The organism is Pelomicrobium sp., from assembly GCF_036803785.1.
Lineage (GTDB): Bacteria > Pseudomonadota > Gammaproteobacteria > Burkholderiales > UBA6910 > Pelomicrobium.
Map to the genome: position 1 here is coordinate 1 of NZ_DAIRTR010000023.1, position 23,705 is coordinate 23,705.

Consider the following 23,705-nt stretch of genomic DNA (forward strand, 5'->3'; position numbering starts at 1 on the left):
GCCCCCACAGCCGGTTCAGGACGAGCAGGGTGGTGGCCGCATCGGAACTGCCGCCCCCCAGGCCGCCGCCGATGGGCAGACGCTTGTCGATGGCGATGTCCACCCCGAGCCGCGTCCCGCAGGCTGCCTTGAGCAGACGAGCGGCGCGTACGGCCAGATCCCCCTCTGGCGCCACCCCCGGCACCTCGCCCACGCGCCGGATTTCCCCGTCTTCCCGCACACGAAAGCGCAACCAATCCCCATGATCGAGGAAGCGGTATACCGTCTGCAGCAGATGGTAGCCGTCGGGGCGGCGCCCGATCACGTGCAAAAACAGATTGAGCTTGGCGGGTGCGGGATAATCCACCTCGGTCAAGGTTGGGCCCACTGGTCGATGGTCAGGCGGATTTCCAGCGCCCCGCGACGGGCGCTCAAGGTGCGGGGTAGGCTTCCGCCCCCCGGTTGATCGGTATAGGCGAGGTAGCGGATCTCCCAGCCGTCCTGTACCAAGCTCGTCAGCCGTCCTGCCCCGTCGTAGCGAACCTCAGCCGGGGAAGCCGGGTCGGGCCGCCCCATGGTCCAGTAGACGAGTCCTCCCAGGGGCAGCTCCCAGCCCAGCACCTCCCGCGTGAGGCTGGCCGCATCCGCCGCCTGATACTCCCGCCCCTCCGAGGTGACCAGGGTCACGGCGCCGCCTGCCCCTGTTACCCGGGCCACGGCCTGCCCCAAGGGGGAGAGGATCCACAGTTCGTCCCGGGCGGAGGTATGGGTCCAGCGCACCCCGCCGTTGAAACCCTCCTCGCCGTGCCGCACGCCAATGCGGCCGGTGAGGAAAAAAGCCTCCGCCGTGGTCGGAGGCCCCCCCACCGGTTCGGGCAGGCTGGCGCAGGCGACGAGGAGCAGCGCCGCTCCGGCGGCGCCTTTGCGGGCGCGATGGAAGGAAAGAAGCGCTGTCAAAAACAAAATCCGCTCAGCGAAGACTCAGCGCACGAACTTGCGCACGGCCTCCCGCAGGACTTTATTGTCGGGGTGTTCGCTCAGGGCCGAGTCCCACACTTTGCGCGCCTCATCCCGCCGGCCGAGCACCCACAACACCTCTCCCAGGTGGGCGGCGATCTCCGGGTCGGGACGAAGCCCGTAGGCCCGCCGCAGGTAGTCCAGCCCCTCCTGGATGCGCCCCATGCGGTACTCGACCCAACCCATGCTGTCCAAGATGAAAGGATCGTCGGGCGCCAGCTCCAGCGCCTTCTCGATCAGTTGGCGCGCCTCGTCGAGCCGCTGGTTGCGGTCCGCCAGGGTATAGCCCAAGGCATTGTAGGCGTGGGCATGGTCCGGCTTGATCCGGATCAGGGTGCGCAAGTTTTGCTCCAGCACGTCCAGGCGGTCCAGCTTCTCCGCCACCATGGCCTGGTCGTAGAGCAAGTCCGGGTTCTCGGGCATGCGCTGGAGCGCCTTGCCGAGGAGATCGAAGGCCTCCTGGTAGGCCTCCACCTCCCGCAGCAGCTGGGCTTCGGCCAGAATCAGGGGAACCTCCTGGTCCGGATTCTCCTGCGCCACTTGCCGCAGGTAGGTGCGCCCCTCCTCCACTTTGCCCTGCTTGGCGAGCACGCTGGCATAGCGCACCCGAGCCTGGAGTTGGTGCTCTCCTTTGCCCACGGACAGATACCAAGCGGCTGCCTGGTCGTAGCGCTTGCGCTCCTCCTCAAGCTGGCCGAGGAAGAAGCGGATGGCGTCCTTGTCCCGGTAATTGAGCTCCAGCGCCTGGCCGAAATACCCCGCCGCAGCGTCGTAGTCCTTGAGCTGCATGGCGAGCAGCCCGACCGCTACCAGCACTTCCGGATTGCGCGGGTGGTCCGCCAGCACCGCCTGAAACTGCTCCCGGGCATCCCCATAGCGCCGCTCGGCGGTGAGGGCACGGGCATAGGCGAGGCGCACGTCCCGGGCTTTTGGATACCGGGCCAAATAATCCCGGTAGAGCGCGAGTGCCTCCTGCGGGGCATCCTGGCGCACAAGCTGAGCCTCCAGCAACAGGGCGAGTTCCCACTCGGGCTTCAAGGCCCGGGCCCGGCGCACTTCCGCGAGAGCCGTCTCCCGCTCTCCCGCGTTGGCCGCGGCCTGGGCCACGGCGAAGTGGGCCTCGGGCAGGTCCGGGTAGGGCTGGGCCAGCTCCTGGGTGAGCCTGAGCACGGCTGCCTTGTCGGAATGGCGGGCAAGGAGATTGTTGAGCTGCAGGAAGCCCTGGCCGATGTTGTCGCCCTCGTCGGCCAGAAGCTGCCGGAGGTGGGGCCGGGCCTCCTCCAGACGACCACCCGCCACCAGCAGGGCTGCCACGGTCTGGCGCGCCCGTTCCGCCTCGGGATCCAGCTCGAGCCACAATTGTGCTGCCTCCAACGCCTCCGAGGAGCGGCGGGCGTAGAGGGCGATCTCGGTGGCGCGGCTGGCGATGCGCGGATCCCGGGTCTTTTTGGCGAGATCCAGATAAGCCTGACTCGCCACGGTCCATTCCCCCCGCTGGCTGGCGATCTCGGCCAGCAGGAACTGGTACAGCAGCTGGCGAGTGAGCTCGAGCTTGGGAAGCTGCGGCTCCGAGGAAGCCGGGGCGGACGGTGCAGCCGCAGGATTCGCCGCGGCCGGCGCTTGCCCCTGAGCCAGCTCGGGACGGACCGGTACCTGGGCACATCCGACGAGCACCACCAGCGGCAAGAGAGTAAAAGCGCAGCGCACGAAACGAACGATCGGGTTGGAAAGCCTTCGTGTTCGAGGCGGAAGGCCGGTCCAGGTTCGTATTGCAGATGGCCACGGCGCAGCCGTTTCCGGCTCGTCATGGCGACACAATCTCACATATTAGGTATATTTAGCCACCGTCACAAGCGCCGGGAGAACGCGGCGCGCCTGCTGCGCGCTCGCACCAATCTTCCGCTCCGTCCCCATGCATCATTCCGCGACGACTGCCGTCACGCTCGCCGCACAAGGCCTCGCGCGTCGCTTCGGCGAGCGCCTGGCAGTCACCCGAGTGGACCTGGAGCTAAGACGAGGCGAAGTGTTGGGCTTCCTCGGCCCCAACGGTGCGGGCAAGACCACCACCATGCGCATGCTCACCGGGACGCTGGCGCCCAGCGCCGGGCGCATCGCAGTGTGTGGCATTGACTTGCTGGAGCACCCCCTGGAAGCGAAGGCCCGGATCGGCTACCTGCCGGAAACCCCCCCCCTGTACCGGGAGCTGACCGTGGACGAGTACCTGCGGTTGGCAGCGCGCCTACACCGGGTGCCACGGAGCGGGCTGCGCGCCGCGGTGGCCCGGGCGAAGGAGCGTTGCGGGCTCGCCGAAGTGGGGGCGCGTCTCATCGGCGCCTTGTCCAAGGGCTACCAGCAGCGGGTGGGCATCGCCCAAGCGATCGTGCACAGCCCCGACGTTCTGATCCTGGACGAGCCGACGGTGGGACTGGATCCCAACCAGATCCGGGAGATCCGCCATCTCATCCGGGAGCTGGGCGGAGACTACAGCGTGATCCTCTCCACCCACATCCTGTCGGAGGTGGAAAGCGTGTGCGATCGGGTGCAGATCCTGCATCAGGGACGGGTGGTCTTCGACGACACCCTGGCAGCGGCCCGTTCCAGCGGCGGGGCAAGGAGCCTCGTCGTGGGCCTCAAGCGGCCGCCGGCGGCGGAGGCGATCGAGGCCCTCCCCGGCATCGTCCGTGCCGAGCGTCTGCCCTCGGGTGAGTTCCGGGTGCACTGTGCCCCCGATGAAGATCCCACCGAGGCGCTGGTGCAGGCGTGCGTCGAGCGGGGCTGGGGTCTCCATCACCTGGCGCCTTGGCCCGCCACCCTCGAGGAGGTGTTCACCCAGCTCACGGCAGGCGAGGAGGCCGCCGCAGTGGCCCAAGGCGAAGAAAGGCGGCCGACCGAGGAGACGGCCGCGTGATTACCGTCATCGCCGCCAAGGAAGTGCGCGCACTGTTCCATTCCCCCTTGGCCTGGATGGTGCTCGCCGTTCTGCAGGCGGTGCTCGCCTGGATCTTCCTCGGGCGATTGGACGCTTTTCTGAGTCTGCAGCCCCAGCTCGCCCGCTTGGCGAACGCTCCCGGCTTCACCGAGCTGGTCGCGGCGCCCACCTTCGGCGCCGCCGCCCTGATATTGCTCATGGTAGTGCCGCTGCTCACCATGCGATTGATCGCCGAGGAGCGGCGCCAGCAGACGCTGCCCTTGCTCACCGCCGCGCCGGTTTCCAGCACCGCCCTAGTGCTGGGCAAGTTCGCTGGACTCATGCTGTTCCTGTGTCTTCCGATCGCTCTTCTAGTGGCGCTCGCCGCCTCCCTCGCCCTGGGTGGTCGCCCCGACTGGGGCCTGATCGCTGCCAACGCCCTGGGGCTGCTGCTGCTCACGGGTTGCTTTGCTGCCGTGGGCCTGTGGCTGTCGTGCCTGGCAGTCCAGCCAGCGATCGCCGCCATCGCCACCTTCGGCGTATTGCTGGGCCTGTGGATCGTGGACCTAAACGCCGCGGCCGACAGCGTCCTGCGCCACGCCTCCCTGCTACGGCGCTTCGAAAGCTTCAACCAGGGCTTGATCGACAGCTATGACGCGGCGTTCCTGGTGCTCTTCTGCGCCGTTTTCCTGGCACTCGCCCTGCACCGCCTGGACGCGGAGCGCTGGAGTGGCTGAACCTGGACGTGTCCCATGGAGATGACCCCTGCCCGGCAGCGGCGCCTGCGGCTCCAAGGCTTGTTCACGGTGATCCTGGTGGTGGTCCTGGCCCTGCTGGCCGGCTTCCTCGCCTGGGCCTACCGCACCCAATGGGATCTCACCCAGAACGCCCGCAACAGCCTGTCCCAGGAAAGCCGGCAGGTGCTCGCCTCCATCCCCGGACCCGTGCGGGTGACCGCCTACGCTACAGAGCGCGACCCCGAGCTGGGGGATCTGCGCAAGCGTATCCGCGACTTCATGGGACGTTATCAACAGGCCAAGCCCGACCTTCGTCTTGATTTCGTCAATCCGGAGCTGGAACCCAAGCGGGCTCGGGATGCAGGCATTCAGACGAACGGGGAGATGGTGGTGGAGTACGAAGGCAGGGCCGAGCGCTTCTCCCCCTTCAGCCTGAACGAGCAGGCCTTCACCAACCTGCTCGCCCGCCTCGCCCGCTCCCGCGAGCGGGTGGTGTTCTACCTGGAAGGGCACGGGGAGCGCAGCCTCGCGGGCGAAGCCAACCACGACCTGGGGGAATTCGGCCGCCGGCTGGTGGCCACCGGCTTCACGCTGCGCCCGCTTAAGCTCGCCCTGGTCCAGGAAGTGCCGGCCAACGCCGCCCTGGTGGTGATCGCAAGTCCCCAGTCGGAGCTCCTGCCGGGGGAGGTGGACAAACTCCTCAAATTCGTCGATCGAGGCGGAAACCTGTTGTGGCTGCTCGACCCGCAATCCTTGGGGGGGCTAGAGCCTCTGGCCGAGGCGCTGGGGCTGAACCTGCTACCCGGGGTCATCGTGGATCCGGCGGCGGAGGAGATGCGGGCCCCGGCCACCTGGGCTCTCGCCGTCTCCTACGGGCTCCATGCCGCCACAGAAGGATTCAATCTCCTCACCGTGTTTCCCCTGGCGCGCCCCATCACCGTGGGGGAAGACACGGGCTGGCACAGCACGCCGCTCGTAGAAGTGGCTCCTCGGGGGTGGGTGGAGACCGGGCCCATGGAAGGAGAGATGCGCTTCGACCCGAAGCGGGATCTGCGCGGGCCGGTGCCCGTGGCCGCCGCCCTGGAGCGCACCCGCAACGACCGGGAGCAACGGGTCGTGGTGGTGGGCAGCGGCGCGTTCTTGGCCAACGCGTTCATCGGCAACGGGGCTAACCTAGACCTGGGGCTTAAGCTGATCAACTGGCTGGCGGGAGATGAGCATCTGGTCACCATCCAGCCCAAGGCCGCCCGGGACGCCCAGCTGCAACTGTCCCGTCCGGCTGCCGTCGCCATCACCTTGGGGGGATTCATCCTGTTGCCTGTCGGCTTTCTCGCTCTGGCGGCTGCCGTGTGGTGGCGCCGACGCAGGCTTTGAGCCGAAGCGCTCATCATGGCGGCCCGCGCCTGGCTCAACCTGTTGCTGCTCGCCGCAGCCCTGGCCTTGGGGCTCGCCCTCGCCCTCGCGCCCCGGGAAGCGCCATCGTTGGCGTACCGGCTCTCCCAGCTGGAGGCCTCCCAAGTGGATCGAGTGCATATCGCCCGGGTGAGACTGCCGCCGATGGAGCTGCGGCGGACCGAGCAAGGCTGGCGCGTCGCCGCACCGGTGGATGCCCGGGCAGCGCCGGTCAAAGTGGAGCGGATGCTGGCGCTGCTCACGGCCCAAAGCCGGGAGCGATTGGAGGCCATTCAGCTCGAACGCTACGATTTGGCGCCACCGTCCCTCACCGTAACCCTGGGCAGACAAAGCTTCGGCTTCGGCCTGGTGAACCCGGTGACTGGCCAGCAATATGTGCTCACTGGGAACGCGGTTTACCTGATTTCGCCCCGGTATGCCGCCGCCTTTCCCCTGGCGGTGGAGGAAATCCTGACCCGGGAGCTCTTCGCCCCCGACGAGCAACCCGTGGTGATCGAACTGCCCGGGCTTCGCGTCGCCCTCGAAAACGGCCGCTGGCAGGTAGACCCCCCCCACGAGGGCGTCAGCCAAGACGAGGTAAACCGCTGGGTCGACCGGTGGCGCCACGCCCTCGCCACCGCGTCCGAGGTGGCGAGGGATGAGAACCCAATCGAGGAGCGAGCCCTGATCCGACTCACCGACGGCCGCACCGTCGAGCTCGCCATCGAAAGCCGCAACCCCGAGCTGGTGCTCCTGCGCCGGGACGAGGGCTTGCGGTTGCGTTTCTCCCCCGAGGTGGGCCGAGCCATGCTGGCGCCCCCCGGGCCTCATTCCTGACCCATGCCCGAGCTGCCGGAGGTTGAGACCACTGTGCGGGGCCTGGCGCCCCGTGTGCTGGGGGCGAGGATCTGCCGGGTCGCAGTGCGGGAGCCGCGGCTGCGCTGGCCCATCGCTCCAGAGCTGGCGGATATTCTCGCCGGCGCCCAGGTCGTAAACCTCGGACGGCGCGGCAAGTACCTGCTCCTCGGCTGCGACCGGGGCACTTTAATCGTCCACTTGGGGATGTCGGGCAGCCTCCGGCTGGTCCGGGAAGAGGTCGCTCCCACGGTCCACGAACATGTGGATTTGATCCTAGAAAACGGCTGGGTCGTGAGGCTGCGGGACCCGCGCCGCTTCGGCGCCCTCCTGTGGGCACCGGAGGCGCCCAAGAGCCATCCCCTCCTCGCCCGCCTGGGTCCCGAGCCCTTAGAGCCCGGCTTCAATGCCCAATGGCTCTACCGCCGTACCCGGGGGCGCAAGGCAACCATTAAGCAAGCGCTCATGGACGGGCGCCTGGTGGCGGGTCTTGGCAACATCTACGCCAACGAGGCCCTGTTTCACGCAGGCATCCGCCCCGATACTCCGGCCGAAAGGTTGAGCCGGTTACGCTGCGCACGGCTTGTTGCCGCCATCAAGAAGACCTTGCGGCTCGCCATCCGTGCGGGCGGCAGCAGCCTGCGGGACTATGTGGGAAGCACCGGGGAGCTGGGCTACTTTCAGCTCAAGCTCTGGGTCTATGACCGGGCGGGAATGCCCTGCCGGGCGTGCGGAACGCTCATCCGGGTGCGCCGGCTGGGACAACGCTCCAGCTTCTATTGCCCTGTGTGCCAGCGCTAGGGTGGCGGGGACAGCGCCGAACCCTGCGCAGGGCACCGCCCGGGCTGACTCTTCCCTCCCTCTACGAGGCAGGACTGGACGATGGCAAATGGTTTTTCGCCTTTGCCGCCCGGCTCAAAGGGAGGCCTTTTGCGCTGTGAGCGCCAGGTACTTCCGGTGGAGCTGTTCCCGGGTTTCCGCGTGTTGCGGGTCGGGATGAATGCAATCGACCGGGCATACTTCCACGCACTGGGGGGTATCGAAATGGCCCACGCATTCGGTGCACTTGCCCGGGTCGATCACATAGATCTCCTCTCCCTGGGAAATCGCCCCGTTGGGGCATTCCGGCTCGCACACGTCGCAATTGATGCATTCGTCGGTGATGATAAGCGCCATGGGGAATCTCCCGCTTCAGCGCTGGAACTTGGCCTTAAGCCGCTGCGCGATCAGGGGATGGACGAACTGGCTCACATCGCCCCCCAGTTGGGCGATCTCCCGCACGATGCTGGCGGAGATGAACATGTACTGTTCCGCTGGCGTCAGGAACACCGTTTCGACCTCGGGATTGATGCTGCGGTTCATCCCAGCCATCTGAAACTCGTATTCGAAGTCGGACACCGCCCGCAGTCCCCGCAGGATCAGCCGGGCACCCTGCTGGCGCATGAGGTCCATGAGTAGGCCACTGAACCCCACTACCGTGACGTTGGGATAGGAGGCAAGCACTTCCTGGGCCATGGCCACCCGCTCCTCTAGGCTGAAAAACGGCCGCTTGGCGCGGCTCTCGGCAATGGCGAGCACCACCTGGTCCCAAATGGCGCAAGCGCGCCGCACCAAGTCCTCGTGGCCTCGGGTGATGGGATCGAAGGTGCCGGGATAGACGAGCTTGTTCATGGGGAACCGCCTTGCCGCTTGAGCAGCCGGTAGCACACTTGGCCGGCCCGGTGTTGCCGCCAGACCTCCCATCCCTGCCCCGGATCGAAGGGCTCGGCGCTCTCCACGTACACGAGCGCACCGGGCGCAAGCCGCGCCGGCAAGAGGGGCAGAAGCCGCGTCCAGTACCTGCTCTTGTACGGGGGGTCGAGGAAAACCACGTCGAAACGACGGGCATCGCGCGCGAGGAATTCTATCCCATCGCCCCGATGCAGTTCCACCTGGGTTGCTCCCAGGGCCACAGCGTTGGCTTTGAGCCCAGCGTAGGCCCGGCCGCTCGCCTCCACCATGACCACTTGGCTCGCGCCCCGGGAAGCTGCTTCGAAACCCAGGGCGCCGCTGCCGGCAAAGAGATCCAGGCAGAAGCGGCCCGTCAGGTCCTGGCCCAACCAGTTGAAGAGGGTTTCCCGCACCCGGTCGGGCGTCGGCCGCAGCCCGGGGGCCTGGGGGACGATGAGCAGGCGGCTGCGCCAGGCGCCGCCGATGATGCGCACACGGCCCAAGGGGTGGATCAGGGGCGTTTTCGTGAACTCTCCGGATCGGGCTCAGAAGCTCCCACCACCACGGTCACCATGCGCTCGACATCGATGCGACGCTTAAATGCTTCCCGGATCTCGGGCAGGGTCACCGCCTCCACATTTTTTAGGAAATCGTCCAGGTAGGTGAGAGAAAGCCCATAAAAACCGATCACCGCCAGGTGGTCCAGGATCTTCCGGTTACTGTCGATGCGCAACGGAAAGGCCCCCACGATGTGCTGCTTGGCTCGCTTGAGCTCCTCCGCCGTCGGACCCTGGGCGATGAAACGTTGGAGAGTCTCCCGCACCACTTGCAGAGCTTGCCCCGTCTGCTCCTTCTGGGTCTGCAGCCCGATCTGGAACGGTCCTCGGGCCTTGAGGGGAAGAAAGTAGCTATAGACGCTGTAGGCAAGCCCCCGCTTTTCCCGGACCTCCTGGTTCAGTCGGGACACGAAACCGCCACCGCCCAGGATGTAGTTGCCCACGTAGAGGGGGAAATAGTCCGGGTCGTTTCGGCTCACCCCCGGGTAACCCAGCAGGATATGACTTTGGGTGGCGGGATGGTTAATGCGCCGGATCTCACCCGAGGGCAAAGGCACCGGCGGTAACTCCAGCCCACTGTCACCCTCTGGCAATCCCTGCGTCAGGCGTTCGGCCAGGGCCTCGGCCTGTGCGCGGGAGAGATCCCCAATGATGGCTACTACGGCGGCGCCGCGCCGGTAGTGGGCCCGATAGTGGGCTTGCAGATCCTCCCGGGTGAGCGCAGTCACCGTGTCCACCTCTCCCGACTCCCGCAAGGCGTAAGGGTGATCGCCGAAGACCAGCCGCGCAAACGTCCGCTCGGCGATGGTTTCCGGCTTGGTGTCCGCCTCCTTAAGCGCCGCCACGACGCGGGCCTTCTCCCGTTCCAGCACTTCGGTAGGAAACGCCGGTTGCTGCAGGATCCGGGTCAAGAGATCGAAGGCCTGCTCCCGCTCCCGGGCGCTGGACAGGGTGCGCAGGGTGAACCCGGCGCGGTCCGGATCGAAGCGCCCCCCCAGTTGGGCGCCCACGTCGGCGAGCCGCGCCGAGATCTGGTTCTCGTCCAAACCGCCAGCGCCCAGGCTCATCAGCCGTTGGGTCATGGCGGCAAGCCCTGATCGGGAGGGCGTATCGGTGCTACTGCCGGCAGGGAAATCCACGCTCACGTCGATGATGGGCAGGTCCCGGCTTTCCACGAAATACACCCGCGCCCCACCGGCCGTCTGCCAGTGCTGGATGGGAAGCCCTCCCAAGGCCAGGGACGGCGGGAGCAGGGTTGCCCCTAGGATGGCCAGGGCATGCAAGAGCCTATTCGCCATGGCGCAACCCTTCGGGGGGACGGGCCGGGCGCGCCTCATCCAGAGGCTGGGGATCCAGGATCGCCACCGTGAGCCGGTCGTCCACCAAGTATTTCTTGGCCACCGCCTGCACCTGCTCGGCGGTCACCGCTTGCAACTTCTCGATCAGAACGTCCAAGTCCTGGTAAGACAAGCCCACCATCTCCAGCTGGCCAATCTGCATGGCCTGGGAGAACATGGAATCCCGGCTATAGACCCGGCTCGCCACCACCTGGGCCTTTACCCGGTCGAGCTCCTCCTGGTCCACTCCCCGTTCTGCGATGCGTTGCACTTGCTCCCTCAGGGCCGCTTCCAACTCCGCCGCCGTGCGGCCTTCGCTGGGAGTGCCTTCCAGGAGAAAAAGGCTTGGTCCGCGGGCGAGGAGATCGTACTCGGCGCCGACCGATTGGGCGAGGCGGCTCTCCCGTACCAGCTCCCGGTTGAGCCGGGCCGCCGAGTAGCCGTCCAGCACGCCCGCCAGCACTGCCAGGGCGTAGGGCTCCCAGTCGTTGCGCGCATCGCGCAACGGCTCTGCCTGGTAACCCATGAGGAGGTAGGGAAGCTTGGCCGGCGCTTTCACGGTCACGCGCCGCACGCCCCGCTGGGCCGGTTCCTGCTGGAGTTTACGCACAGGAAGGGCCGTGGGCTTGTACTTGCCGTAATAGCGCTGCGCCAGCTTGAATACTTCCTCCGCCTTCACGTCCCCCACCACGACCAGGGTGGCGTTGTTAGGGGCGTACCAGCGGTGGTACCAGTCCCGCACGTCCCGGACGGTCATGGATTGCAGATCGCTCATCCAACCGATGACGGGGTGCCGGTAGGGGTGCACCAGGAGGGAGACCGCCATGAGCTGCTCGAACAGCAGTGCTCGAGGCCGGTCCTCGGTGCGCCAGCGCCGCTCCTCCATGACCACCTTGATCTCTTTCTGGAACTCTTGCTCCGAGAGGGTGAGATTGCGCATGCGATCGGCCTCAAGCCGCGTGGCGAGCGGCAGCTTGGAAGCGTGCAGGATCTGGAAATAGGCCGTGTAGTCCCGGCTGGTGAAGGCGTTCTCCCGCCCTCCGGCGGCGGCGATCAGGCGGGAAAACTCCCCGGCCGGAACCTTCTGGGTGCCTTTGAACATCATGTGCTCCAGGACATGGGAGACGCCGGTCACCCCGTTCATTTCGTCCATACTGCCGACCCGGTACCAGAGCTGGGACACCACCACCGGCGCCCGGCGGTCCTCCTTGACGATGACTTTGAGTCCGTTGTCCAGGGTCTTGGCGTAGGGGTTGGCGAGCCCCGAAGGGGAAGCGGCCGCAACGACCCAGGCAATGAGCAACGCAAGGAAGGGCTTCGCTCGCTCCATGGTTCCTAGCCTAGCGGGGGGCAATTCAATAAAATGCCGCGTACGTCGCCGGCCGCGGCACTCATCATCAAAGTCTTTGTCAGACAGCCTACCAGAATGCTTGGTTTCTTCAAAAATCGTGAGTCCCAGGACGCACCTCGGGAATCGGCGGGCTGGGCCGAGCGGCTGCGCTCCGGGCTCAAGCGCACCCGAGAGCAGCTGGGCCGGCGCCTCGCGGGCGTCTTCGGCGCGCACACCGCCATCGACGAGGCCCTCTACGAAGAGCTGGAGACGGTGCTGCTCAGCTCCGACGTGGGGGTGGCGGCCACCGCCCACCTCCTGGCAGCCCTGCGTCAGCGGGCCCGCAGCCACAGGCTTACCCAGGCCTCCGAGCTCAAAGAAGCGCTCAAGGAGGTCATGCTGGAGCTGCTCTGCCCTTTGGAGCGCCCTCTGGACGTCTCCTCCCACCGACCCTTCATCGTCATGCTGGTGGGAGTCAACGGCGCGGGCAAAACCACCAGCATCGGCAAGCTCGCCCGCTACTACCAGAACGAGGGACGCTCGGTGCTCCTGGCCGCGGGCGATACCTTCCGGGCCGCGGCGCGGGAGCAGCTGGAGGCCTGGGGGGCGCGCAACAACGTGACGGTGGTGGCCCAGCGGGGTGGTGATCCTGCGGCGGTCATCTTTGACGCAGTGAGCGCCGCCAAGGCCCGCGCCGTCGACCTGGTGCTGGCCGACACCGCGGGGCGGCTCACCACCCAATCCCACTTGATGGAGGAGCTCAAGAAGGTCAAGCGCGTCATCGCCAAGGCGCAGCCCGGCGCGCCCCATGAAGTGCTGCTCGTGCTGGACGCCCACGTGGGCCAGAATGCCCTGGCGCAGGTCAAGGCCTTCGACGACGCCTTGGGGGTGAGCGGGCTTCTTCTCACCAAGCTGGACGGAACGGCCAAGGGCGGCGCGGTGGCAGCGATTGCCCGAGAACGGCCGATCCCCTTACGCTTCGTCGGCGTGGGCGAAGGCATTGACGATCTGCGCCCCTTCGATGCCCGGCAGTTCGTGGAGGCCCTGTTCGATTGAGCTTGATCGCCTTCAGCCGCGTGTGCAAACGCTATCCCGGCGGCTACGAGGCGCTCAAGGATGTGACCCTAGCCGTCGCCCCCGGGGAGCTGGTCTACGTGACGGGCCATTCCGGCGCCGGCAAGAGCACCCTCCTGAAGCTCGCCGCCGCCATCGAGCGCCCCACCAGCGGCAGCATCATCGTGAATGGCCAAAACCTGGCGCACCTGCGACGCAGCGCCCTTCCCTACCTGCGGCGCCACCTGGGGCTGGTGTTCCAGGACCAGAAGCTGCTCTTCGACCGCAGCGTGTTCGACAACGTGATGCTACCTCTGGAGGTGAGCGGCTTTGATCGCCGGGAAGCGGTACGCCGGGTCCGGGCTGCCCTGGACAAGGTGGGGTTGCTCTCCAAGGAAAAAGCTCGCCCCATCACCCTTTCCGGGGGAGAGCAACAGCGCCTGGCCATCGCCCGCGCGGTGGTCGGCCGGCCCTCCATCCTGATCGCCGATGAGCCCACGGGCAATCTGGATCCGGAAAGTGCCCGGGACATTCTGGGGGTGTTCGCCGCCTTCCACCAAGTGGGGGTCACCGTGTTGCTGGCCACCCACGATGAGGGGATCCTGGGTGCTCATCCCGGACGGGTGATCACCCTGAAACAGGGGGCGCTGGTCTCGTGATCCGTTGGATGGGGCAGCACGCCCGGGTGTTTTTGCGCACCCTGGTCCGGCTCATGGCCCAGCCAGTGGCGACGGCCCTCAACGCCCTGGTGATCGGCGTCGCCTTGACCCTGCCGGCGGCAGGCTATGTCTTGCTCGACAACCTGGCCACGGCCGCCCAGGGGATCGCCACCCGCCCCCAGCTAAGCCTGTTCCTGCGCCTGGATGCCGACGCCCAGGCAGTGGCGCAGATCCAGGCTCGGCTCAAGGCCCATTCCTCCGTCGCCGCCGTGCACTTCGTGCCGAAGGCGGCAGCCCTTGAGCAGCTCGCCGAGCGCATCGGTGTGCCGGAGCTCGCCTCGGCCCTGGACGGCAACCCCCTGCCCGACGCTTTCGTGGTGGACGCACGGGCGGACCTCTCCGCCCCCGGCCTGGAACGGCTGCGGGAAGAGATGGCCGGTTGGCCGGCGGTGGACCATGTCCAGCTCGACTCCGCTTGGGCCCGCCGACTAGACGCCATGCTGCAGCTGGGCAGGACCGGGATCGCCGTGCTCGGTGCCCTGCTGGGCATCGCCTTGGTACTGGCTTCCTTCAACACCATTCGACTCCAGATCCTCACCCAACGGGAGGAAATCGAAGTGTCCAAGCTGATCGGGGCAACGGACGGTTTCATCCGCCGGCCCTTCCTCTACTATGGGGCCCTGCTGGGCCTCTTGGGCGGGGGAATTGCCTGCGGTATCGTGGAAGCCTGTCTGCGGCTGCTGGAAACCCCCGTGGAGGAGCTTGCTCAGCTCTATGGCGCCCCCTTCCGCCTAGCCCCCCTGGGGTGGCGGGAAGGCTTCGCCCTGGTCGGCCTTTCGGCCGCCCTGGGCTGGCTCGGGGCGATCCTGTCCGTCACCCGACACCTGCGGCAGATCGAACCTCGCTAAGACCAACCCTCTAATTTTTATTGGCTTCGGTTGGGATCTGCAGGAACTTTGACGCTTGCTAGCACTCTCAAGCGGTGAGTGCTATAAAATAGTCGGGCTAGAGAAGGGAGGATCTATGACCCAATCCATGGCGCTTCCCATTCCCGTCCCCACCGCGGTCGGGAGCTTAGAAGCCTACATCCAGACGGTCAACCGGTTCCCGGTGCTCACCCAGGAGGAAGAAATCCGGCTCGCCCGCAAGTTCCGCGACGAAGGCGACCTGGAAGCCGCCCGGCAACTGGTCCTTTCTCATCTCCGGGTGGTGGTGGCCATCGTCCGGGGCTATCTGGGCTATGGCCTGCCCCAGGCGGACCTCATCCAGGAAGGCAACATCGGGCTGATGAAGGCGGTGAAGCGTTTCGACCCAGACCGAGGTGTTCGGCTGGTCTCCTTTGCCGTGCACTGGATCCGGGCCGAGATCCACGAGTTCATCTTGCGCAACTGGCGTCTGGTCAAGGTGGCCACCACCAAGGCCCAGCGTAAGCTGTTTTTCAACCTGCGCAGCCTGAAGCAGGACTTGGGCCCCATGAACCGGGCCGAGGTCCAGGACGTGGCCCGGCGCTTGGGCGTCAAGCCGGCCGAGGTGGTGGAGATGGAAACCCGCCTTTCAGGTCAAGACGTGGCCTTGGAGGCTTCTCCGGACGAGCCAGATGAGGGCGTTCAGCCGCCCATCGCCTACCTGACCGATGGGTCGGAAGAGCCAGCCGCCCTGCTGGAGGCCCGGGAAGTGGAACAACTGCGGCACGAAGGCCTGCAAAAGGCCCTCTCCACCCTGGACGAGCGCAGCCGCCGCATCATCGAGGCCCGCTGGCTGCGGGAGAAGGACCCCGCCACCCTCCACGAGCTCGCCGCCGAACTCAAGGTCTCCGCTGAGCGGGTGCGCCAGATCGAACAAAAGGCGATGGAGAAGATGCGGCGCGTGATCAGCGCCACGGCCAGCGCCTGATCGCAGGGCAGGGGCAGTGTTCGAGAAACGCCGCGTGAAGCGGCGTTTCTTTTTTCCCGGCTCTGCCCCTCTACCTGACGCAAGCTCGCGCATGCCCCTTAGCCTGATGGGGGCCTCCTCCTGTGAATGCCCGGTTCAGCCCGTTTGCGACAGCAGCAACCTCAAGTCGTGGGCCAGCACCTCAGGCCCCTGGCCGTGACTGACGTAAAGCCGGAGCCGGCCCTGGGGATCAAAGACGAAAATACCGGCCGTATGGTCCATGGTATAGCTGTCCGGAGCCTGGCCCGGCACTTTTTGGTAAAACACCTTGAACGACCGGGCTGCCTCGGCAATCGCTGCCGGATCACCGGTAAGCCCCAAGAAATCGGGGTGGAAGGCGGGTACGTAGCGGGCGAGCACCTCGGGGGTATCCCGCTCGGGATCCACCGTGATGAACAGGCCTTGGACCCGTCGGGCCTGATCCTCAGGCAATTGCTTCAGGGCCAGGGCGATCTGGGCTAAGGCGGTCGGGCATACGTCGGGACAATGAGTGAAGCCGAAGAACACGACCACCGCCCGGCCGCGGAAGTCTTCCAGGGTGCGGGGCGTTCCCGTATGGTCCACCAGCCGAAAGGCAGGCCGCATCTCGGCGCCGGTCACGTCGACGGACTTGAACGCGGGAGGGCGGGTACCGGAGTCGCAGCCCGCCAGCAGCAATGCTGCGCCTGCAGCCAGCCCAAAGAAGCGAAGGAGCTGGCCCAGCGCGCCCATCACGGCAACCGCAGGTAGTGGTCCACCAGCAGGGCGCTGAACAGCGCCGCCAGATAGACGATGGAGTAGCGGAATGCCTGTCGGGCAAGACGATCGGTATAGGCGAGGTAGATGCACACCGCGTAACCGAGATAGACAGCACCGAGGACAAGCGCAGAACAGAGATAAATCCACCCACTCATCCGCGTGGCGAAGGGCAGCAGGGAGACAGCCACCAGGATCAGGGTATAGAGCAGCACCGAGAGCCGGGTAAAGCGGTCGCCGTGGGTGACCGGCAGCATGGGAATGCCCGCCTTGGCGTAGTCCTGCTTGCGGTACAGGGCCAGGGACCAGAAATGGGGCGGTGTCCAGGCGAAGATGATGAGAAAAAGGAGCAGGGCGTCGTGGGAGACCTCGCCGGTCACCGCGGCCCAGCCCAACACCGGCGGCATGGCGCCGGAGGCGCCGCCAATGACGATGTTCTGGGGCGTGAGGGGCTTGAGCAGCACGGTGTAGATGATGGCGTAACCGACGAAGGTGCCCAGCGTCAGCCACATGGTGAGGGGATTGACCAGATGGTGGAGAATGGCAAGCCCCGCTCCGCCGATCACGCCGGAGAAGACGAGCGTCTGCAGGGACGTGAGCTGACCCCGGGGCAAGGGCCGGCTGCGGGTGCGGGCCATGACCGCATCGATCTTCTGCTCCACTAGACAGTTCACCGCCGCTGCGGCGCCCGCCACCAAGGCGATGCCCAGGGTGCCGAACACCAGGGGCTGGAAGGGAACTGGGCCTGGCACCGCGAGGAACATGCCGATCACCGCGGTGAAGACGATGAGGGATACCACCCGGGGCTTCGTGAGCTGCAGGTACTGCTGCCAACGGGGAAGGGGGGACCAGGCGGCTTCGCTAGCCATGGGGTAGATCAAGGTCTATCAAAATGAAAAATTTTAGCATCGAACAGGGCGAAGCGCCGCCGTGTCATTCCTGGTCTTCAACCGATGCGGGAAGCCTTGAGCAGCCGGCTCAAGTCTTTCACCATGCGCGCGGGGTCCGCGTTCGCGGGAAAGCGCAACACCACATTGCCTAGGGGATCCACCAGGTAAACATGGTCCCGCACCGAACCCTCGGCGGGAAGCTGGGCGAGGAGCGAGCTGCCGCGGGCATGCGCGATCCAGGTGCCGTCATAGGCCCTGCGCAGCCGCTCCTCGGGCTCGATTCCGTCGTCGATCAACCACAGCCGCTCCACCCGGTCCATATTCTTCCCCTGGGCGAGCCGCACCTGGCGCTGCTGGTACAGCTTGGTACGACAGCGCTCCGGGCACAGGCCCGAATCCACCTGCACCAGCCACCACTTGCCTTTCAAATCGGCGAGGCTCACCGTGCCGCCGCCCAGCCTGGGCAAGACGAAATCGGACAGTTGCTGCTCCGCCAGCAGTTCGCCATAGTTGATTCGCTCCCCAGGCGGCAACAGGTAATAGGCAACGAAGGAGCCGACCAGGGGAAAAGCGCATACGGCCGCGATCAGCCACACGGGGGTCAGGCGGCGCGGCCGGGACTCAAGGTTTTCGTTTTGCATTGAGCACGATATAAAGCACCAAAATAGTGGCGGCGAAAGCGAACCATTGCAATGCATAGGCCTTGTGGCGTTCGATCCCCAGATCGAAAGCAGGCCAGTCCCGCACCAGTCCATCGCCCGCATCTCCCACCTGCTGCACCACGATGGGCAGCAGGGGAAACGGAAAGCGCCGCTGGAAGCGTTCCACGTCGATACGCTGCCACACGCGCCCTTCCGCCGGGTCGTCCGAGAGCGCCATGATCCGCTCCCTGCCCGGCACCACGATTCCCGTCACCGTGACCGTGCCGCCGGGGGTCTGCACCGCTGGTAACGACTCGCGCCGCCCCGTCCCCGCCACCCAACCGCGGTTCACCAGCACGTAAGTGTCGCTGCCTGCGATCCGCAGCGGGGTCACCACATAGTAGCCGACACGCCCCTGGTGCACCCGGTTGTCCACATAAAAGGTTTCGCGCGCGGCGAATTCGCCCCGTACCTCCACCCGCCGCAGCCTCAGGTTTTCCGGGTGGGCCAAAGCGGCGGACAACCGTATCGGGGGCTCCCGGCTGAAGCGCTCGAGCCGCTGCTGCAGTGCCTCCTTCTGGGAGGCCCTGTCGAGCTGCCAGTTTCCCAGCGCCAGGGTGAGCGTGATGCCCGCCGCCGCCGCAAGGGTCGCCCACCAGGGGGGGCGAAAGCTGAAGGAGATGGATGGCACAACCCGTTCGCCCGACCTCGCGTTACCTTTTCGAGGCTTGCGCGAAATGTCCGAGCTGGTATCGCAGCTGACCTTGACCTAAACTGCGAGTTCGGCCCACCAAGGAAAGTCCATGAAGCTTTTAGTCATCGCGTTGGTCGCCCTCATCGTTTCCAGCCTCGGCTCGGCGCTCTATTACCTAGTCAAGGATAAAGGCCAGTCGGAGCGCACCGTCAAGGCCCTCACCGTCCGGGTGGGGCTTTCGGTGAGCCTCTTCCTGCTCCTCATGCTGGGCTACTACTTCGGCCTGATCCCGCAACAGGGTCTCTGAGCCGCCCTTTCTCGCTTGGTCCAAAAAAATGCCGCACAAGCGAGTGTGCGGCGTAATGGTGCCCTCCCCGCAGTCGCGGGGAGCCTCCTCCCCTCCTTGTTCAGCCGTGGCTCACAACCAGTACACAAACACGAACAACAGCAACCACACCACATCGACAAAGTGCCAGTACCAGGATACGCCTTCGAAGGCAAAGTGGTTGTCCGGCGTGAAGTGCCCGGCGAGCGCCCGTCCCAGGATGACGATCAGCATGATGGTGCCGATGGTCACGTGGAAACCGTGGAAACCGGTCAGCATGAAGAACGTCGCCCCATAGGCCCCCATGGACAGCGTCACGTTCAGGTCCCGGATCATGTGGCCGTATTCGTAGGCCTGTAGCGCTAAGAAGGCGATGCCCAGGGCAATGGTGAAGACCAGCCCCCAAATGAGCTGGGCGCGGTTGTTCTTCTTAAGACCCCAATGGGCCCAGGTCACCGTGACCCCGGAGGAAAGAAGTAGCAGCGTATTGATGGCCGGGATGCCCCACGCACCGATGGGAGTGAACTGTTCCTTGATGCCCGGGCCTGCCACCGGCCAGCCAGGAGTGAAGTCGGGCCAGAGAAGCTTCTGGTCGATCTCGCCCAACCAGGGCACGGACAAAACCCGCATGTAGAACAGGGCGCCGAAGAAAGCAGCGAAGAACATCACCTCGGAGAAGATGAACCAGCTCATCGCCCAGCGATAGGAGATGTCCACCTGTTTGTTGTATAGGCCGCGCTCGTTTTCCCGAATGACGGTGCCGAACCAGCCGACCATCATGTAGATCAAGATGAGGGCGCCGACGGCAAGGCTCACCCAGCCGGCGGTAGTGAGCTCGTTGAACAGGAGCACCGCGCCGATGGCCATGAAAAACAGCCCGGTCGAGCCCATCACCGGCCAGTACGAAGGGGCGGGGAGGTAATAGCCGCCTGCCTGAGTCGCCATGTTCTGTTTCTCCCTTCTCTTTCAAAGCCTCGTTGTTGTTCAACCCTTGCCGGTGACCAGCCGCACCAGCGTCACCAACGCCAGCACGAATAGCGCCGCACCGATCAGGCCGGCCACGATGAAGTGGACCGGCTTGAGATGGCTCACCTCATCATGCGCCTGGCGCTTACGAATGCCGAAAAAGGCCCAGAACACCGCCTTGAGGGCGGCGAGTGGCCCCGCTTTCCCTTGCCCCGCGCCCTGCACGGCTCATCCCTGCCCCTGCCGGGTTACGCTGCTCACCTGACCGATGGAGCCCTCGACGGTGAACAAGGTGAAGGACAGCGTCACCGTGTTGACTTCCGATGGCAGCGCCGGATCGATCACGAAGACGGTGGGAAGCTTGCGTGTCTCCCCCGGCCGCAGCCGCTGCTGAGAGAAGCAGAAGCATTCCAGCTTTTTTACGTGCTGCACCGCGAGCTGGGGCCCGTAGCTCGGGATCGCCTGGGCCGCCGCGGTCATGTCCGTGGGGTTAGTAAGCTCGAAGGTCACCTGGACCAGCTCACCGGGGTGGACCTCCACCCGGCGCTCCAGCGAGGCGAAGCGCCACGGCAGCTCGCCGCGCACATTGGTGTCCAGCTCTACGGTGACCGTGCGCGAGGTATCCACCTGGGTATTGACCACCTCGTCCGGCCGTCCCACATCCCGGATGCCGGTCACCTGGCAAAACACCTCGTACAGGGGCACCAGGGCAAAGCCGAAACCGAACATGATGAGAGCGATCACCACCAGCTTCCACACCAAGGTCCGGTTGGCTTGCGCAGTGCTCATCGGGAAAGCAGGTATTGCTTCAACACGAAACCGAGGAAGATGGCCGCCGCGATAGAGGCCAGGATGAGCCCCGTCCTCAGGTTTTTCAACGCCTGCGCCTTGTCGTCCCTCATGGGCTTGAGGTCCCGCCGAGTAGGGCCTTCTTCCGTCACTTGATCACCGGTGGCGTCTCGAAGCTGTGGTAAGGCGCCGGTGTGGGCAGCGCCGTCCACTCCAGGCTGTCTGCTCCCTCCCACGGCTTCTCGGGAGCCTTCTCACCGCTCCTGATCGCCTTCAACACGATGTACAGGAACAGCACCTGCGACAGCCCGAAGCCAAAAGCGCCGATGGAGGACATCATGTTGAAGTCGGTAAACTGCAGGGCGTAGTCGGGAATGCGCCGCGGCATGCCCGCAAGGCCCAGGAAGTGCTGCGGGAAAAAGGCCACGTTGAAGAAAATGATGGACAGCCAGAAGTGCCACTTGCCGAGCCGCTCGTCGTACATGCGCCCGGTCCACTTGGGCAGCCAGAAGTAGATGGCAGCGAAAATGGCGAACAGCGAGCCAGCCACCAGGACATAATGAAAGTGTGCCACAACATAGTAAGTGTCATGAAGCTGAATATCCACGGGTATGATCGATAACACAAGACCGCTCAAACCCCCAATCGTAAAAAGAAATATAAAACCCAGAGCAAAGAGCATGGGCGTCTCGAAGGTGAGCGAGCCGCGCCACATGGTGGCGATCCAGTTGAACACCTTCACCCCCGTGGGCACAGCGATCAGCATGGTGGCGTACATGTAGTAGAGCTGCGCCTCCACCGGCATGCCCACGGCGAACATGTGGTGCGCCCACACCAAGAAAGAGAGCACCGCGATGGAAGCCGTCGCGTACACCATAGAGGTGTAACCGAACAATGGCTTCCGAGAAAACGCTGGCACCACTGTGGACACGATCCCAAAAGCAGGTAATGCCATGATGTACACCTCCGGGTGCCCGAAGAACCAGAAAATGTGCTGGAACAGCACCGGATCGCCACCGCCGGCCGGGTTGAAGAAGTGGGTGTCGAAGTGCCGGTCGGTGAGCAGCATGGTCACCGCCCCGGCGAGCACCGGCATAACCGCAATCAACAAATAAGCGGTAATCAGCCAGGTCCACACGAACAGGGGCATCTTCATCAGGGTCATCCCCGGGGCCCGCAGGTTGAGGATGGTGGTGATGATGTTAATCGAGCCCAAGATGGAGGACATGCCCAGGATGTGGATGGCGAAGATGGTGAGATCCATGCCCATCCCGAACTGGACGGTGAGGGGCGGATAGAGGGTCCAGCCCGCCGCGGCCGCGCCTCCGGGTACGAACATGGAGATGATGAGCAGCAACGCCGCCGGCGGCAGCAGCCAGAAGGACCAGTTGTTGAGCCGGGGGAAGGCCATGTCCGGCGCCCCGATCATCATGGGAATCTGCCAGTTGGCGAAACCCACGAAGGCCGGCATGATGGCCCCAAACACCATGATCAGCCCGTGCAGGGTGGTCATCTGGTTGAAAAACTCAGGGCTCACCACTTGCAACCCTGGCTGGAACAGCTCGGCACGGATGGTGAGGGCCATGACGCCTCCCACCAGGAACATGATGAAACTGAACCACAGGTACAGAGTGCCAATGTCCTTGTGGTTGGTGGTCATCACCCAGCGCAGGAGGCCGCTCGGATGATGCTCGTGCCCGTGGGCGTGAGTTTCAGCGTGTCCATGCACGGCTGCCATTTCGATCTCCTCGTGCTTGATCCCGTCCGATAGCCAAATTCGTGGCCGGCCGGCCTACCTCGCCGCGGCCTCGCTTACCTGGACCGACTGGCCACCCGCCTTCTTCTGCTTCTGCTCGGCCACCCATCGGTCGTATTCTGCTTGTTCCACCACCTTGACCACGATGGGCATGAAGCCGTGCTCTTTTCCGCACAGCTCAGCGCACTGGCCCCGGTAGACGCCGGTCTTCTCCGCCTTGAACCAAGTGTCCCGGATGAAGCCGGGGATGGCGTCCTGCTTGACGCCGAAGGCGGGCACGAACCAGGCATGGAGCACGTCTCCGGCCGTGACCAGCACCCGCACCTTCTTGCCCACAGGCACCACCATGGGATTGTCCACCTCCAGGAGGTAGGTCTCGCTCTTGGGCGCCCGTCCCTCGATCTGTTCCTTGGGCGTAGCCAGGTTGCTAAAGAAACCGATCCCCTCGTTCAAGTAGTCGTAGTGCCACTTCCATTGGTAGCCGGTCACCTTGACCGTCATGTCCGGGGCGGAGGTGTCCTTCATCTCGATCACCGTTTTGGTGGCCGGATAGGCCATGCCCACCAGGATGAAGAAGGGGATGACGGTCCAGATGATCTCGACGGTGGTGTTTTCGTGGAAGTGGGCCGCCTGATGGCCCGCCGCCTTGCGGTGCTTGAACACCGCATAGAACATGAAGCCGAACACCACCACGAAGATCACCACGCAGATGGTGAGGATGATGGTATGCAGGTCGTAGATCTGGGCCGCGATGGGGCTCTGGGGTGGCTGCAGGTTGTACTTGGACGGACCGAGGGCGGCAAGCGCAGCCGATGGGGCGAACGCGAAGAAGCCGCCCCCGAATAGTTTTCTCTTCATTGTTCTGCCCATGTACCGAAAAACCCGAATATTACCGTTTCGTGAGACGCAATTTCAATTCTCGCGCCAGCGCGAGCCGTCGCTCTTCCGAGAGATGGCGTCCCACCTCGACCAACCGCCCGTGGGAACGGAGCCATACTCGGGGCACCGCTAGGGCCGATCCCGGCTCCACCACCACCTGGACCCAATGGCGGTTGAATTGCATCTGCTGGCGGCTGCCGGCGCGCACGGTCTCCACCTTGACCATATCCCCTGCGATCACGATGGTTTCGCAGTCGCCCTCGTGGCGCGCCATCTCGCGGAAAGCAAGGAACAAGATCGCCAGCTCTAGCCCGGCAAAAGGTGCAATGGGCCACGCCCCCGCCGCGGCAAAGCCGCCGGCGATGCCCAGGATAAGAACAGCGATTGAGGAAAACACCCAGCGCCGCGCAGCGGGGGGGAGGGAGGCGTTCCGCTTGCAGACGACGGAATACTCCGCTTCGTTGGAAAGCACCAAGGCCATTCGCCAAGATCGACGCTGCGAGGCCAGCCTGAAAGAACCGCGCCTGCAGACCTATTTTCAATTTTGGACAGTTTCCAAACGTA

General features: G+C 65.2%; 28 protein-coding genes and 1 pseudogene. 10 read left to right on the forward strand and 19 right to left on the reverse strand.

The features are described 5' to 3' along the window. The 3 genes from V7Q81_RS04335 to V7Q81_RS04345 form a co-directional block, all read right to left on the reverse strand. The coding region (locus V7Q81_RS04335; RefSeq protein ID WP_442954760.1) for a 4-(cytidine 5'-diphospho)-2-C-methyl-D-erythritol kinase at positions 1-367 on the reverse strand (367 nt) is incomplete at its 3' end. Further along, complete coding sequence (gene lolB, locus V7Q81_RS04340) at positions 352-936, reverse strand: lipoprotein insertase outer membrane protein LolB (protein WP_333840698.1); 585 nt, start codon at positions 934-936, stop codon at positions 352-354. The genes lolB and V7Q81_RS04335, both read right to left, overlap by 16 nt. A 24-nt stretch (positions 937-960) precedes the next feature. Then, complete coding sequence (locus tag V7Q81_RS04345; protein WP_333840699.1) at positions 961-2,703, reverse strand: tetratricopeptide repeat protein; 1,743 nt, start codon at positions 2,701-2,703, stop codon at positions 961-963. A gap of 205 nt (positions 2,704-2,908) precedes the next feature. On the opposite strand from V7Q81_RS04345, the gene V7Q81_RS04350 reads away from it, so the two are divergent. Genes V7Q81_RS04350 through mutM form a run of 5 tightly spaced genes read left to right on the forward strand, consistent with a single transcriptional unit; the run spans position 2,909 to position 7,689 of the window. Then, positions 2,909-3,904, forward strand: coding sequence for an ABC transporter ATP-binding protein (locus tag V7Q81_RS04350; protein WP_333840700.1), 996 nt, complete (start codon positions 2,909-2,911; stop codon positions 3,902-3,904). After that, positions 3,901-4,641 carry an ABC transporter permease gene (locus V7Q81_RS04355; protein WP_333840701.1) on the forward strand — a complete coding sequence of 247 codons (741 nt, stop codon included), beginning with the start codon at positions 3,901-3,903 and terminating at the stop codon, positions 4,639-4,641. The genes V7Q81_RS04350 and V7Q81_RS04355 overlap by 4 nt, the downstream gene beginning before the upstream one ends. Before the next feature lie 15 nt (positions 4,642-4,656). After that, positions 4,657-6,015, forward strand: coding sequence for a GldG family protein (locus tag V7Q81_RS04360; RefSeq protein ID WP_333840702.1), 1,359 nt, complete (start codon positions 4,657-4,659; stop codon positions 6,013-6,015). A 15-nt stretch (positions 6,016-6,030) separates the two neighbouring features. Beyond that, positions 6,031-6,870, forward strand: coding sequence for a DUF4340 domain-containing protein (locus V7Q81_RS04365; protein WP_333840703.1), 840 nt, complete (start codon positions 6,031-6,033; stop codon positions 6,868-6,870). 3 nt (positions 6,871-6,873) lie between these two features. Then, positions 6,874-7,689, forward strand: a complete 816-nt coding sequence (gene mutM, locus V7Q81_RS04370) for a bifunctional DNA-formamidopyrimidine glycosylase/DNA-(apurinic or apyrimidinic site) lyase (protein ID WP_333840704.1) — start codon at positions 6,874-6,876, stop codon at positions 7,687-7,689. Between the two features lie 114 nt (positions 7,690-7,803). On the opposite strand, the gene V7Q81_RS04375 is transcribed toward mutM, so the two are convergent. Genes V7Q81_RS04375 through V7Q81_RS04395 form a run of 5 tightly spaced genes read right to left on the reverse strand, consistent with a single transcriptional unit; the run spans position 7,804 to position 11,822 of the window. Then, entirely contained in the window at positions 7,804-8,064 is a 261-nt protein-coding gene (locus V7Q81_RS04375; protein ID WP_333840705.1) for a YfhL family 4Fe-4S dicluster ferredoxin, read from the reverse strand. A 15-nt stretch (positions 8,065-8,079) separates the two neighbouring features. Further along, positions 8,080-8,559 carry a pantetheine-phosphate adenylyltransferase gene (coaD, locus tag V7Q81_RS04380; protein WP_333840706.1) on the reverse strand — a complete coding sequence of 160 codons (480 nt, stop codon included), beginning with the start codon at positions 8,557-8,559 and terminating at the stop codon, positions 8,080-8,082. Continuing rightward, the gene (gene rsmD, locus V7Q81_RS04385; protein ID WP_333840707.1) at positions 8,556-9,101 is read right to left on the reverse strand and encodes a 16S rRNA (guanine(966)-N(2))-methyltransferase RsmD; all 546 of its coding nucleotides are present in this window, start codon (positions 9,099-9,101) and stop codon (positions 8,556-8,558) included. Before rsmD ends, coaD begins: the two co-directional genes overlap by 4 nt. 8 nt (positions 9,102-9,109) lie before the next feature. Beyond that, positions 9,110-10,453: a M16 family metallopeptidase gene (locus V7Q81_RS04390; protein WP_333840708.1), complete on the reverse strand. Its 1,344-nt coding sequence runs from the start codon at positions 10,451-10,453 to the stop codon at positions 9,110-9,112. Then, positions 10,443-11,822 (reverse strand): M16 family metallopeptidase, encoded by a 1,380-nt coding sequence (locus V7Q81_RS04395; RefSeq protein WP_333840709.1) that lies wholly within the window; start codon positions 11,820-11,822, stop codon positions 10,443-10,445. Before V7Q81_RS04395 ends, V7Q81_RS04390 begins: the two co-directional genes overlap by 11 nt. A 96-nt stretch (positions 11,823-11,918) precedes the next feature. Between V7Q81_RS04395 and ftsY the strand changes: the two genes are divergently transcribed. The 4 genes from ftsY to rpoH all read left to right on the forward strand — a co-directional run bounded on the left by ftsY (position 11,919) and on the right by rpoH (position 15,427). Beyond that, positions 11,919-12,878 (forward strand): signal recognition particle-docking protein FtsY, encoded by a 960-nt coding sequence (ftsY, locus tag V7Q81_RS04400; protein ID WP_333840710.1) that lies wholly within the window; start codon positions 11,919-11,921, stop codon positions 12,876-12,878. 2 nt (positions 12,879-12,880) lie between these two features. Further along, entirely contained in the window at positions 12,881-13,534 is a 654-nt protein-coding gene (ftsE, locus tag V7Q81_RS04405) for a cell division ATP-binding protein FtsE (protein WP_333840731.1), read from the forward strand. Then, complete coding sequence (gene ftsX / locus V7Q81_RS04410; RefSeq protein WP_333840711.1) at positions 13,531-14,442, forward strand: permease-like cell division protein FtsX; 912 nt, start codon at positions 13,531-13,533, stop codon at positions 14,440-14,442. Before ftsE ends, ftsX begins: the two co-directional genes overlap by 4 nt. A 115-nt stretch (positions 14,443-14,557) precedes the next feature. After that, complete coding sequence (rpoH, locus tag V7Q81_RS04415; protein WP_333840712.1) at positions 14,558-15,427, forward strand: RNA polymerase sigma factor RpoH; 870 nt, start codon at positions 14,558-14,560, stop codon at positions 15,425-15,427. 135 nt (positions 15,428-15,562) lie between these two features. Here rpoH and V7Q81_RS04420 read toward each other — a convergent pair whose 3' ends face one another. From V7Q81_RS04420 to V7Q81_RS04435, 4 genes are all read right to left on the reverse strand, one after another. Continuing rightward, a complete protein-coding gene (locus tag V7Q81_RS04420; protein WP_333840713.1) occupies positions 15,563-16,177 on the reverse strand; it encodes an SCO family protein in 615 nt (204 codons plus the stop codon). After that, positions 16,177-17,070, reverse strand: coding sequence for a heme o synthase (gene cyoE / locus V7Q81_RS04425; RefSeq protein ID WP_333840714.1), 894 nt, complete (start codon positions 17,068-17,070; stop codon positions 16,177-16,179). The genes V7Q81_RS04420 and cyoE overlap by 1 nt, the downstream gene beginning before the upstream one ends. Before the next feature lie 77 nt (positions 17,071-17,147). Continuing rightward, positions 17,148-17,732 carry an SCO family protein gene (locus tag V7Q81_RS04430; protein WP_333840715.1) on the reverse strand — a complete coding sequence of 195 codons (585 nt, stop codon included), beginning with the start codon at positions 17,730-17,732 and terminating at the stop codon, positions 17,148-17,150. Then, positions 17,713-18,423 carry an SURF1 family protein gene (locus tag V7Q81_RS04435; RefSeq protein WP_333840716.1) on the reverse strand — a complete coding sequence of 237 codons (711 nt, stop codon included), beginning with the start codon at positions 18,421-18,423 and terminating at the stop codon, positions 17,713-17,715. Before V7Q81_RS04435 ends, V7Q81_RS04430 begins: the two co-directional genes overlap by 20 nt. Before the next feature lie 112 nt (positions 18,424-18,535). Between V7Q81_RS04435 and V7Q81_RS04440 the strand changes: the two genes are divergently transcribed. Next, entirely contained in the window at positions 18,536-18,733 is a 198-nt protein-coding gene (locus V7Q81_RS04440; RefSeq protein WP_333840717.1) for a twin transmembrane helix small protein, read from the forward strand. A gap of 111 nt (positions 18,734-18,844) precedes the next feature. Here V7Q81_RS04440 and V7Q81_RS04445 read toward each other — a convergent pair whose 3' ends face one another. The 7 genes and pseudogenes from V7Q81_RS04445 to V7Q81_RS04475 all read right to left on the reverse strand — a co-directional run bounded on the left by V7Q81_RS04445 (position 18,845) and on the right by V7Q81_RS04475 (position 23,622). Next, positions 18,845-19,696: a cytochrome c oxidase subunit 3 gene (locus V7Q81_RS04445; protein ID WP_333840718.1), complete on the reverse strand. Its 852-nt coding sequence runs from the start codon at positions 19,694-19,696 to the stop codon at positions 18,845-18,847. Positions 19,697-19,735: 39 nt separating this feature from the next. Further along, positions 19,736-19,942: a DUF2970 domain-containing protein gene (locus V7Q81_RS04450; RefSeq protein ID WP_333840719.1), complete on the reverse strand. Its 207-nt coding sequence runs from the start codon at positions 19,940-19,942 to the stop codon at positions 19,736-19,738. A gap of 3 nt (positions 19,943-19,945) precedes the next feature. Then, a complete protein-coding gene (locus tag V7Q81_RS04455) occupies positions 19,946-20,506 on the reverse strand; it encodes a cytochrome c oxidase assembly protein (protein ID WP_333840720.1) in 561 nt (186 codons plus the stop codon). Then, complete coding sequence (locus V7Q81_RS04460) at positions 20,503-20,619, reverse strand: cytochrome oxidase small assembly protein (protein ID WP_333840721.1); 117 nt, start codon at positions 20,617-20,619, stop codon at positions 20,503-20,505. Before V7Q81_RS04460 ends, V7Q81_RS04455 begins: the two co-directional genes overlap by 4 nt. A gap of 35 nt (positions 20,620-20,654) precedes the next feature. Continuing rightward, positions 20,655-22,244, reverse strand: a complete 1,590-nt coding sequence (gene ctaD, locus V7Q81_RS04465) for a cytochrome c oxidase subunit I (protein ID WP_333840722.1) — start codon at positions 22,242-22,244, stop codon at positions 20,655-20,657. 108 nt (positions 22,245-22,352) lie between these two features. Then, positions 22,353-23,120, reverse strand: a pseudogene (coxB, locus tag V7Q81_RS04470) (cytochrome c oxidase subunit II); the annotation flags it as partial. 31 nt (positions 23,121-23,151) lie between these two features. Beyond that, entirely contained in the window at positions 23,152-23,622 is a 471-nt protein-coding gene (locus V7Q81_RS04475; RefSeq protein WP_333840723.1) for a DUF2244 domain-containing protein, read from the reverse strand. Positions 23,623-23,705 lie beyond the last annotated feature (83 nt).